The 12,805-nt window shown below is 41.3% G+C and carries 9 protein-coding genes and 1 pseudogene; 7 read left to right on the top strand and 3 right to left on the bottom strand.

The window, feature by feature from the left end; translation table 11 throughout:
- Nucleotides 1-7 precede the first annotated feature (7 nt).
- From AAHJ11_RS17350 to AAHJ11_RS17325, 6 genes and pseudogenes are all read left to right on the top strand, one after another.
- Nucleotides 8-1,708, top strand: a complete 1,701-nt coding sequence (locus AAHJ11_RS17350; RefSeq protein ID WP_413579915.1) for a right-handed parallel beta-helix repeat-containing protein — start codon at nt 8-10, stop codon at nt 1,706-1,708.
- Nucleotides 1,709-1,759: 51 nt separating this feature from the next.
- Nucleotides 1,760-2,797: a BACON domain-containing protein gene (locus AAHJ11_RS17345; RefSeq protein ID WP_195649145.1), complete on the top strand. Its 1,038-nt coding sequence runs from the start codon at nt 1,760-1,762 to the stop codon at nt 2,795-2,797.
- A gap of 27 nt (nt 2,798-2,824) precedes the next feature.
- A complete protein-coding gene (locus AAHJ11_RS17340; protein ID WP_413579914.1) occupies nt 2,825-4,831 on the top strand; it encodes an FAD-dependent oxidoreductase in 2,007 nt (668 codons plus the stop codon).
- A gap of 19 nt (nt 4,832-4,850) precedes the next feature.
- Nucleotides 4,851-6,806 carry a sialate O-acetylesterase gene (locus AAHJ11_RS17335; protein WP_217721261.1) on the top strand — a complete coding sequence of 652 codons (1,956 nt, stop codon included), beginning with the start codon at nt 4,851-4,853 and terminating at the stop codon, nt 6,804-6,806.
- An 8-nt stretch (nt 6,807-6,814) separates the two neighbouring features.
- Nucleotides 6,815-8,998 (top strand): glycoside hydrolase family 3 N-terminal domain-containing protein, encoded by a 2,184-nt coding sequence (locus AAHJ11_RS17330; RefSeq protein ID WP_413579913.1) that lies wholly within the window; start codon nt 6,815-6,817, stop codon nt 8,996-8,998.
- 81 nt (nt 8,999-9,079) lie between these two features.
- Nucleotides 9,080-9,306 (top strand): annotated as a pseudogene (locus AAHJ11_RS17325) (HAD family hydrolase); the annotation flags it as partial.
- Between the two features lie 51 nt (nt 9,307-9,357).
- On the opposite strand, the gene AAHJ11_RS17320 reads toward AAHJ11_RS17325, so the two are convergent.
- Nucleotides 9,358-10,131, bottom strand: coding sequence for a response regulator transcription factor (locus tag AAHJ11_RS17320; RefSeq protein WP_413579912.1), 774 nt, complete (start codon nt 10,129-10,131; stop codon nt 9,358-9,360).
- Nucleotides 10,132-10,242: 111 nt separating this feature from the next.
- Between AAHJ11_RS17320 and AAHJ11_RS17315 the strand changes: the two genes are divergently transcribed.
- Nucleotides 10,243-10,887, top strand: a complete 645-nt coding sequence (locus AAHJ11_RS17315; protein ID WP_413579955.1) for a DUF1349 domain-containing protein — start codon at nt 10,243-10,245, stop codon at nt 10,885-10,887.
- Nucleotides 10,888-11,151: 264 nt separating this feature from the next.
- Here AAHJ11_RS17315 and AAHJ11_RS17310 read toward each other — a convergent pair whose 3' ends face one another.
- Nucleotides 11,152-12,204, bottom strand: a complete 1,053-nt coding sequence (locus AAHJ11_RS17310; RefSeq protein WP_217721262.1) for a winged helix DNA-binding domain-containing protein — start codon at nt 12,202-12,204, stop codon at nt 11,152-11,154.
- A complete protein-coding gene (locus tag AAHJ11_RS17305; RefSeq protein WP_148365233.1) occupies nt 12,201-12,749 on the bottom strand; it encodes a WG repeat-containing protein in 549 nt (182 codons plus the stop codon). The genes AAHJ11_RS17310 and AAHJ11_RS17305 overlap by 4 nt, the downstream gene beginning before the upstream one ends.
- Nucleotides 12,750-12,805: the final 56 nt, after the last annotated feature.

Here is a 12,805-nt window from a genome sequence, read left to right as displayed (position 1 = left end):
TAATAATATGAAGAAAAAATATATATGGCTATATGCATTTATCTGCTGTTGCTACAGTTGTGAAGGGAACAATGCCCCGATCGATAACAAACCCAATCAATCAATAGAAGTGACTTACGACAAGGGAATTACTCCTCCTTCAATCCCCGTCATCGACGAAAGCGATTATACTGTCTATTATGTAGATACTGATACAGGCGATGATACAAATGACGGCCTAAGCGAGGCAACTCCTTTCAAAACGTTATCCAAAGTTACATATATGGCCAAGATTCCCAAGATGAAAGTCCTGCTGAAAAGCGGTTCTGTCTTTGCAGAAAATCTGGTTCTGAAAAATCTGAACAGTAGTGTCGACAAGCCATTTATTATGGACATTTACGGAGGAACAGAACGTCCTACCATCAGCGGAACAGGCGATCAAGCCGTATTGATCCAGGATGACAATATGCGTTTCCGCAATATTCGTGTAACCAACAAGACCGGAACACGTGGTATTCGCATACAAACCCAAATCCAAGGTGCCGGAGCTTTCCTCAATGTAGAAATTACAGGCTGCCTCATCGAAGAAGTGAACTGGGCCGGTGATATACCTTTTGAAAATGTTGATCCGGAAACGATCGATGTAGAAAAAATAGCACCGGATAGCCGCTTCTCCAATAAAGAGTTCGGTGGTATCATCATCGAAAATGCTACAACCCAAGAACAAGGTGCCAGCTGGTATGAAAATCTCTTTATCACCAACAACATTATTCGTCAGGTATGCCGCACAGGAATCCTGATTCAGGGGAAATGGGGACAACGTGACAAACCGGGCAACGGCAATAATGAATATATTAGCGACGACCAAAACTGGTACCCATCCAGAAATGTGGTGATACAAGGCAATGATTTCAGCTACTGCGGTGGCGACGGCTTGATCCTAATGGGCTCCACCGACTCTTATATTGATCATAACCGTTGTTTCCATGCCAACTTCCTCGGACGAAACGGACAGGCAAGTGCTGGCCTTTGGCCTTATAGCTGTACTAATATCGTCATGCAATACAACGAAGCCGCCTACACTTGGCTGGCTCATGGCAGTGCCGATGGTCAGGGACTTGATGTGGATATTGCCTGCAAAAACACATTAGTACAATACAATTATGTTCATCATAATAAAGGAGGAGGCATTCTTCTGTGTAATATAAAAACAGGAGACCATAGCGGAACGGTTATCCGCAATAACATTTTCTACAAGAATGACGGAAGTTACCGTGGCAGTCTGATGACAGTTTCAAGTAATGTGGGAGCAACAGACATTTACAACAACACAATTGTGTTGGATAATGGGACAACTCCAGTAATCATTTTTACTGACGACTGGGCTAATGCCGGAAAGTCTCATGATATTTCTTACCGGAACAATATTTTTGTGTCAATGACTCCATGTACGGGAAAAATAGACCTCCACAATATGGAGAAGTATTCGTTTGAAAACAATCTGTTTTTCCATGTGGGTAGTTCCTTTATTATAGATTCATCTCCACTCCGTTATGATCCGAAAATAAATGCACCCGTTTCAGCCAATGGTTTCAGTCAGACCCTAAGATTCCAGCCAACTGAATCCAAAGTTTTCACGGACGGAATATTGTTCGACGGAATGGCCGATACTGATTTTGCTGGAAATCCGGTTCAGGGAATCAACTATTTGGGAGCATTTTCTAAATAAAATATATAACTATATTTATATCTACATATGAAGCAGTATTTGAAAATATCAATGATAGTCACATTCGCATTAATCATATTTAGTTGCGATAAAGACAATGAACTATCCGGAAAAATTTTCCAAGTAGATAGCGCACAAAATTTAACTGTCGGAAAAAGTGGTGGCGAAATATTCATACCCGTAACTTCCACAGACAATTATGTACCTATGTCTTCCGAGCCATGGTGCACCATCGGAGAAAAAACGGAAGATGGCTTTTTCTTCTCTGTCAATACAAATGCATTGACAACAACAAGAAGTGTCGATGTAGTAGTAGCTACCGTAGGGTTTCCTTTCTACATCATCAAAGTTACACAAGAACAAGGCGATCCTAACTTCTCCATAGCAGACGAGGAATTGAATAAAACATTCGCACAAGCCGGTGGCGAACTATATGTGACTCTTGCCACAAATATAGATTATACAGTGGATCCTCCAACTGACACTTGGTGCAGCATAAGCGATATTACCGCCAATGGTTTCAAACTTACAGCGTCTCCTAATGATGTCACACAACGAAGAACCTCAATAACGATACATCCCAATGGAGATTTTCCAAATGTAACAATCATCGTGAAACAAAGTGGCAATGCAATACTACAAAACGGCTTTTTCATCAATAACAGCATGGAACATTGGACAACAAGCGGTACTAGCGGCCTGTTCGGACTGGCTACTGACGCATACATTGCAGCCGGATCCCCCACAGGAGCTTACTATCTTAAAAACAATATCTCCGCAACAAGCGGATTTGAAGGCAGAGTCACCCAAAAACTTACAAACCTGACCGATGGAGTTTACATATTATCTTGTCAGGCAGCCGGTTATCCGGGAAATTCAGCTGCCACTGACGGGGTTTATTTCATTGTGATTGATAAAAACGGAAACGAAACGCAACAGAAAATGACATTACCGGGAGGCGGTTGGAAAGAGAATTCCATGCAAATTAATGTAACAGGAGGAGAATGTACGATTGGAATCTATGCAAAAGCTGCCGGAGGCAGTTCATCTACCATGTCCTTTAAGGTAATGAATTTTGATTTCAAATAAATAACCTATAAAGTACTTAATGTAAAAATGAAAAATAGAATAATATTATTACTGTCAGTTATCCTGACAACAATGATTTCCTGCCGTACACAATCAGTTAAAGAAGTAGATATTTGTATCTATGGCGGTACATCGGCAGGTGTAATCGCAGCCTATACGGCACAACAGTCAGGAAAAAGTGTCTTACTCATCGAACCTGGCCGCCATTTAGGCGGCATGAGTTCGGGAGGATTAGGATTTACTGACATTGGAAACAAGTATGTAGTGCAAGGATTAGCGCTAGATTTCTATCGCCGGTTGGGCACACACTATGGAAAACTAGAACAATGGATATTTGAGCCAAGCGTGGCCGAAACCATTTTCAAAGACTACATAAAACGCGCGGGAATTGAAGTCTGGTATGAAAACCGATTGTCCGATGTAGAAAAACAAAGAAACTCCATCACCACCATTACATTGGAGGATAGTAAACATCCGAACCATACTACCAATCGAAAAGTGCGGGCAAAGGTATTTATTGACTGTTCTTACGAAGGAGACTTGATGGCAAAAAGTGGTGTTTCCTATATAGTGGGACGAGAAGCGAACAGTCAATATGGAGAAACATATAATGGTGTCGAGTTAATGGACCGTCATCAATTCCCTGACGGTATAGACCCCTATAAGATAAAAGGTGATTCAACCAGTGGGTTAATTTATGGTATCAATCCCGCTCCGGTCAATTCAAATGGAACCGGTGACAAAAAAGTACAGGCATACAACTTCAGGATAACATTAACAAACCGTCCGGAAAATCGGATTCCAATCACCAAACCGGACAATTACAATCCCTCACGCTATGAATTATTGCTACGGCTCAAAGAGTTACATCCATGGAATAAACATACAGATGTTTTTATTTGGAGTGATATGCCTAATGGAAAGACAGACATTAATAACTTCGGAGGTTTTTCTACAGATGTAATAGGTGGAAATTGGAATTACCCGGATGCTGACTATGAAGAACGGGCACGAATTTGGAAATTCCATGAAGATTATACCAAAGGCCTGCTCTACTTCGTGGGACATGACGAACGGATTCCCGAATCAATCCGCAACCAGATGTTGGAATGGGGTTACCCGAAAGATGAATACACAGACAATGGACACTGGACACACCAACTGTATGTACGTGAAGCCCGACGGATGATCGGTGAACTGGTCATGACACAACATCACTGCCAAGGCAGGGAAACTGTAACGGACGGTATAGGCTGGGCCGCCTATACCATGGACTCACATAACTGTGACCGCCATATCGTGAATGGCATGGTGAAAAATGAAGGGAATGTAGAAATCGGAGGCTTTAGCCCCTACCCTATTTCATATAGAGCCATCACTCCCAAACAAAATGAAGTGCAAAATCTGCTGGTCCCTGTTTGTTTGTCAACGTCACACATCGCATATGGCTCAATCCGCATGGAACCGGTATTCATGGTATTAGCACAATCAGCAGCCATTGCCGCCGGTCAGGCTATTGACAAATATGATAATTGCGTACAGAAAGTAGATGCCAAAGCTATCCTGAAAGAATTCAGAGAAAACCCATTGGCGGACAAAAGCCAACCGGAAATCCTGATAGACAACCATGATACGTCCCATGTTCAACGTACCGGAGAGTGGAAAACTGAAATATGGAAAGCTTATGGTCCCGATTTCTTTTCTGACGATTCCAAAGGAAAGAATCTTAAAACCATACAATATACTCCGGTCATACCGGTAGACAATCTGTATGAAATATATGCTTATTTCCCCAAAGTACAAAATGCTACTACACAAACGCACATAGACATTTACGATGGAAATGAGTTACATAAAAAGATCATCCGATCTTCGGATATTGTTGTAGAAGGACAAACTTCCGGAGAATGGGTCTCTATCGGGCAATATAAACTTACAAAGGGAATGGATAACTATGTGAGAATCTCGAACGAAGAAGCAGATGGAATAGTTGTAGCAGATGCAGTACTCTTTATCCCTGCAACAGACAATTAATCGATAAAAACGTATAAAAATGGATAGATTCAAAAAATATGATACTTTCTTTTTAGTCATATTTTGTTTACTCATCTCTCAAAGTATCCGGGCAGAAATCAAACTGCCCGGATACTTCACCGACAACATGATGTTACAACGGGATATGCCCATAAAGATTTGGGGATGGGGAAACAGGTATGAAACTGTGACGGTCAGTATTCATGATCAGAAAGTGAATACACGGTGTAAGAAAGACGGCACTTGGGAAATAATTTTATCTCCTATACCTTATGGAGGTCCTTATTCTCTAACGGTCCAAGGAAAAGAAAACAGTATTAAAATAGAAAATATATTGATTGGAGACATCTGGCTATGCAGCGGACAGTCTAATATGGAATGGACTGTTGAACAGTCCGCCAATTCAAAGCAAGAAGTTCAAAATGCCAATTATCCGGAAATCAGAGCATTAAAAGTACCTAAAAGCATCAAAAACAGCCCACAGGACAATTTTAATGCCCAATGGGAGATATGTTCTCCTTCCACTGTCGGAGCTTTTTCGGGAATAGCCTATTATTATGCCAGAGCTCTGTATAAAGAAGTGCAAATTCCTATTGGGATTATCAACGCTTCTTGGGGAGGAACAGATATTGAAACATGGATTAGTGATGAAGCTTTTACTGCACTCCCCTCCAACGTTCAAAAGCAATATAACATGGAAGTCGTCAATAATCTGGAAGAATATATTCGCCAGAACAAGGGACAGAAACAGGCTTTTCTGGATGCCATGGAAAATGATCCGGGAATTAACAACCAGTGGTTTATTCCCGGATTCAACACTGTGGCATGGGAAGAAATGAAAGTGCCCGGTGAATGGGGAACAACTCCTTTATCACTAATAGACGGACATGTATGGTTCAAATATGATCTGAACTTAACTTGTACGGAAGCAGGCAGACCCGCCACTCTTTCTCTTGGAACCATCGACGATGCAGATATCACATGGGTGAATGGAACAAAAGTTGGTAATGCCAGTGGATGGGATACTCCACGAATCTATTCCATACCTCCCGGCATATTGAAAGAAGGCAGTAACAACATCACTGTCAGAGTAACTGATAACGGAGGAAGTGGTGGCATGTGGGGACAGGAAGCGGACATCTATCTGGAAATTGACAATACCCGTCACTCTCTGGCAGGAAACTGGAAATATCAAATGTCAGTTGCCAATGCAGATTACCATGTATTGGATATAACTCCCAACATGGTACATTCCTCCTTATATAATACAATGATTCATCCACTCACTCCTTTCCGTATAAAAGGAGTCATCTGGTATCAGGGAGAGAATAATGTAGGAGCAGGATATGATTACCGGACACTATTTCAAACACAGATAAAAGATTGGCGAACCCGATGGGGGTATGAATTACCTTTCTATTGGGTACAATTAGCCAACCTGTATCCGGAAGACACGACCCCTGTCGGAAGTTCATGGGCAGAACTTCGGGAATCTCAAGCTATGACATTGGAACTGCCACACACAGGACAGGCCACTATATATGACATCGGCGACGCTTATAGTATACACCCTACAAATAAACAGGAAGTGGGCAGACGCCTATCCTTAATTGCATTGCACAAAGATTATGGCAGAGACTCACTTGTTTACAGCGGTCCTACTTTCCAGAATGTCAGTTTTAAAGAAAATACAGCTGTTATTACCATGAATACATATGGTTCTCAATTGACTATTCATAACAAGTATGGCTATCTGGAAGGATTCAGCATTGCCGGAGAAGACCGGAAATTTGTATGGGCAAAAGCATTTATTGATGCAAATGGAAAAATCATTGTATACAACGAGAATATAGCAGAACCGGTTGCTGTCCGTTATGCTTGGAGCAACAACCCCGCCGCCAATCTATTTAATGCACAAGGTCTTCCCGCTATTCCATTTCGTACAGATAGCTGGAAAGGCGTTACTGAAAAATAAGAAACAACATGAAACATATCATCATACTCCTTTTAGGAATAATCACTTCATCCTCAATCTTTGCCCAGCAAAGTTATGAGACCAAGGCAGATTCTATCATCCGGTTAATGTCATTGGATGAAAAAATAGGACAACTTAATCAGATAACGGGATTCCAAATGGCAACCGGTCCTATCACTGATTCCGGAGATAAGCGGAAACTGATTAAAGAAGGGAAAATAGGATCTATGTTGAATGTATGCGGTGAATATGCAACTCGTTCCATGCAAGAACTCGCCATGCAATCACGACTGCATATTCCACTTCTTTTCGGACTGGATGTCATTCATGGTTACCGGACTGTATTTCCTATTCCCCTGGCCATGGCTTCCAGTTTCGACACAGAAGCCATATGGCAATCATGCCGGGTGTCAGCACGTGAATCGGTGGTTTCCGGTATTCATTGGACTTTCTCACCAATGCTTGATGTTGCTCGCGATCCTCGTTGGGGAAGAGTGATGGAGGGACCGGGAGAAGATACATACTGGGCCTGCGAAATGGGGAAAGCAATGATTAACGGTTACCAGCAACCTTTCGACGACGGACTCCAGCTAATGGCTTGCGCCAAACATTTCGCAGCTTATGGAGCAGCTATCGGAGGCAGAGATTATAACACTGTGGATATTTCTATGCAAACATTACATAATGTTTACCTTCCTCCGTTCAAAGTTGCAGCAGAGAATGGGGTGGCCAGTTTTATGTGCTCTTTTAATGAGATTAACGGTGTACCTTCCTCCGGCAATGCATACTTGTATGATCTGCTTTATAAACAATGGGGATATAAGGGGCTCGTAGTCTCCGACTGGGCTTCCATCTGGGAGATGGTAGTACACGGTTATAGCAAAGACAGGGAAATGGCAGCTATGCAAGCCATTCAGGCAGGAGTTACCATTGATATGGAAAGTAATGTCTATTCCGACCAACTGAAGAAATTAGTAGAAACCGGGAAAGTTTCAGAAGCTACCTTAAATGAAGCAGTTCGCAAAGTCTTGGTACAAAAATATCAATTAGGTCTTTTCGATGATCCGTATCGATATTGCAACAGCCAGAAAGAAGCTGATGAAATATTAACGAATTCACACCGGAAAACAGCATACGAAATGGCTTGCAAGTCCATTATCTTACTCAAAAACAACAGTCTGCTTCCAGTGAAGATACCTCAAAAAGTAGCCGTCATCGGACCATTGGCCAATTTCCAACGGGCTATGGACGGCAACTGGACAGTAGCTGCCGAAACAGATGTTGCCGTCACCTTACTTGAAGCACTCAAAAACAAATTTCCACAAACTGAAATCACTTTTATAGAAGGTTGTTCTATCTCTGGTAATGATAGGTCAGGTTTTCCGGCTGCCATCAAGTCAGCCAAAGAGTCCGACTTGGTTATATTGGCTTTGGGAGAAAACTGGGGAATGAGTGGGGAAGCCCGTTCAAGAGGTGACATACATATTCCCGGAGTACAAGAAGAACTTGCCTGTGAAATTTATAAGGTCAATAAAAAATGTATAACCTTACTAATGGGTGGAAGACCACTAATCTTTAACCAAATAGCAGAAAAAGCACCCGCCATTCTTTATACATGGTTTCTCGGAACAGAAGCCGGTAATGCCATGGTGGATGTCATAACAGGAAAATATAATCCGTCGGCAAGAGTACCTATGTCTTTTCCCAAGCATATAGGTCAGATCCCTGTATACTATAATTATAAAAACACAGGTCGTCCGGCAGTAGACAAGGAAGGCAACTACTCAAGTCGTTACATTGATATTGACAACAAGCCACAATATCCATTCGGCTACGGCCTTTCCTATACAACTTTTGAATATGGGCAGCCTGACATCAGCATTGAGGAAAAATTTATTTCTGTCAACATACCTATTTATAATAGCGGCTTAATGGACGGACACGAACTAATCCAAATATATACCCGAAAATGGTGGGGAGAATCAACCCGTCCGGTAAAAGAGCTCAAAGCTGTTGAAAACGTGTTTTTAAAAAAAGGGGAGAAACGAACAATCCAACTCAAAATTCCTTTTGATCGACTAGCGTATTACGGTCAGTCCGGTTGGGAAAAAGCTGATGGAGATTATACAATTATGATCGGGAGAAATGCAGAAGATATTATTTTCCGAAAAAATATCAAAGTCAACTTTTAAATGATATATTGATTTTTCTTCTATCTTTGCTCTATGAGATACCCGGATATCTACAAAAATCATAAATTGACGACGAAACCGATGAAAGGATTTATTATAGTTATAGCTTTCGATGCAGACGATACCTTATGGAGCAACGAATCTTTTTTCAGGAAATAGAAAAACAATATACCAATCTACTAAAACCTTATGGCACTTCCGGAGATATTTCAGCCGCTTTATTTCAAACAGAAATGAGCAATCTGAAATATCTCGGATATGGCGCCAAAGCTTTCACCATTTCTATGGTGGAAACTGAAGTAGTAGTAGATGCATTCACACATGATCATTTAAAACAGGTGAAAAAAATTGGATTACAATTACAACAGTTTCATCAATTCAGCAGCCCGACACGCCTCTATCGAATTCCCGACAGAAAGTTTTTCCAAAATATTCTGCCGGTGCCGGTTGACTGTATTCACACTGATATAAAGGGTTGTTGCAATCTCTTTACTTGATAGTCCTTTACGTATACAGCGAAGTATTTCCTTTTCACGTTCGGACAATATATTGCGATGTTCCTCCGATAAGAAAAGTGTTTCCACTTCTCCACGTTCCATGTGAGTAATGGTAGGGTATATACCTTGCTCTGTCCGTTGATCTGCCGACAGGGAATAAAGACAAAAGATCAGCCATGCACTTCCCGAAGGAGTATTTTCCATAATCTGCACTAAGTTATCAATATACTGATACACTCCTTTCTCATTCATCATACGTATTCTGCATCTTCCCCGGTATTTCAGCCGTTCATCGAAAGGCATTGAAAAGGTTTTCTGAAAAAACTTATACTCCAATAACCGCTTTTCTACCAAATCTTCAGGATGAATACGCCGGTAAATATAATCTTCATCCATAGAATCAATTACACTTAACGCAGCTTCTTCGGGAGTCAACCCCAAGAAATGTGCCCACGGATGAACGGCAATATAACTCTTCCTGTTCGAAAGATCCGAAATTACAGCACACCCGCCATTTATCTCTGTCAATGAATGAATAAATCGCCGATGCTGCTCTACAACCCTATTATCCAATGTTTCATCAGTGATCGGTTGCGTTGCATAAACTTCATCTATTTCCTTTTGTAATACGTCCATTCTATAAAATGGTTATTATTCAGTATTGTTACACACGGCGGCTTGTGCTATCTTTGCACCACAAAGATAATCAAATAAGAAATAATCATGAAATATTTAAAAATCAAAATCATGTCAATAGCCTTTATGGCAGTAGCAACTTCTTCTATGGGACAAAGTTTGAATAAAATGAACTGGCTGAATGAGCCTCAACAATGGGAAATAAAAGATGGTAAAACTTTAGTGATGGACGTTCCGGCAAAAACTGACTTCTGGCGGATTTCTCATTATGGATTTACCGTAGACGACGGTCCTTTCTATTATGCCACTTACGGTGGAGAATTCGAAGCCAAAGTAAAGATAACCGGCAATTACGTAACAACTTTCGACCAAATGGGATTAATGCTGCGCATCGACCATGAAAACTGGATCAAAGCAGGTGTGGAATATGTAGATGGCAAACAGAATGTGAGTGCTGTTGTAACGCATCGGACTAGCGATTGGAGCGTAGTGCAGTTGCCGGATGCTCCCCGTTCTATATGGATAAAAGCAGTCCGCCGTTTGGATGCAGTAGAAATATTTTTCTCACGTGACGATAAAGAATATATTATGATGCGCACTTGTTGGTTGCAAGATAATTATCCTGTCATGGTTGGGTTGATGGGAGCTTGTCCGGACGGACGGAAAGGGTTCACCGCTACATTCGAAGAATTTAAAGTGACTCCATTAGCCGATCAACGAAGACTGGAATGGGCCAAGAAACAAATGAATAAATAGGTACTTCACATATACCGGTTGTTTTACCCGACTAAAGCATAGCTTTAGGGAATGAAAAGCATAGCTTTAGACTGGCTAAAGCTATGCTTTTGAAAGTTAATAAGAGGTATATCCGTTCTTTCTACAGATATAGCATTTATCTATCTCCTTCACCTTTCTTCTGAACACCTGATAAATAGGGCATTCACGGGTGAAGGGGATTAAAAACAAATACTATAATTAGTAGAGGTGAATTGCAGAGAAACAGAGCATACGTTTTTCATATTATTTCCAAAATCGTATATACCTGTCCTTTTCACGGTTCAAAGCAACTTCATCGACACAATCATCCAGCCGGAACCATGAATGCTCTATGAACGAGCCTCCTTTTTTAACTGATTTATCCCAGTTTCCTATCACCTGCCCCTCATGAAGAACAATCGGATAAAACAGACCATTATTCGTAAATGCTTTTGCATAATGCTCTTTAGGCAAAACGTCTGTCCGGTCTTTATACCCAAGCAAATATTCATCATAAGAAGGAAGAAGATGTAAACTTCCGGAGACTTTTCCACGAGTCCGGCAATCTTCATGAATATACCATGTCTGTCCATTCCATTCTTCCGTAGTCAATTCTGAATCAATCAGATAGACAGCTTGTCGTGCTTCGGTAACAGGCAGTCCCGACCACCAGACAAAATCTTGCAAAACGGCGGGAGCATGACTCCGAAAATAGCTTCTGGCCAAACGAGCTAAAGATTCATCTTTTGTCAATTCGGGCATTGGCGGGACACGTTCTTCCAAAAGCGCATACGTGCATTTACTTCCTTTATCTTCTCCACTACAGACAATACCTACCTGTTCCGCTCGTGTCATAAAACGAGTCATATGATGATTATCCGCCACAATTCCCGAACGGCTAAAATGTTCAGCAATTTCCTGCCTTGTCAGACTCTTTTTTCCACTAAGAATCTTTTCCAGTAACCGATAACTTCTCGCATAAAGTTCTTCTGAAATATCCAGATCATGTCCTTTCGCATAAGATTCATTGGCAGCTATCACACGCTCGGCAGAAAGTTTCAACATCCATCGGATATCCTCTGCCGCTACCAGATGCCATGTCGGACGCATTACATGGGTCCGCAAAATCTCACCCTCGCGTAACGCTTTCTCCACAGTCTGAATCGTTGCCGACTTCAAACGCATTCCTACTGCCCACTTTACCATGGAATAATTCTGTGCCTGTATGGCTCCCATCCATGACACAAGTTCCTTCGGTTGAGAGAAAAGAGGACTTAACAACTGTTGGTTGAGTAAACGTATATTCGATATTTTCATTTCAATTTATTACCTTTTTTATCAATATAAAACCAATGATTGCTTTGCCACATCCAATGCTCCCCATACTTATCCAGTGTCTTTCTTTCCCCGGTATAAGTCGCTTTGGCCTTCCCGTCTTTGAAAGGAAGAGCGAAAGCAAACTGCGGTTGGATGACGACATTCCCCAATGTATCGGCAAACCCCATCAGCATTTCATCGTTTATGATACGAAAAAGCCCTTCCTCTACATAGTCCGGCCCATTATCAAAGCTAAAGGTATAAAAAAGTTTTTCTCCTTTATTGTTGATCGTTGTCCATCCGGGGGTATGAGGTTCCACTACAAAACCGATATGCCGTATGGTATCACTCCCTCCATAATGATATTTACCAAAAGGAATCACCGTATCACCTCGTTCATTCAAATAACAGACAGAAGAGCCTAATTCCGGAAATTCTGTTGACGTATAAGCGATAAGGATTGCATGATCCGACTGTTTCTGACCGTCCAAACATCCAGTCGTAAAAATACAAAACAATAAGGCATACAAGGATTTTATTTTCATGAGCTTATTATTAGTATACTGCAAATATAAAATTTCTTTCCAAACAAACCATTGTT

The organism is Bacteroides sp. 90-K9/2, assembly GCF_047310725.1.
GTDB lineage: Bacteria > Bacteroidota > Bacteroidia > Bacteroidales > Bacteroidaceae > Bacteroides > Bacteroides vicugnae.
Note: the sequence above shows the minus strand (reverse complement) of the source record. Positions and strands in the feature narration are given on the sequence as shown.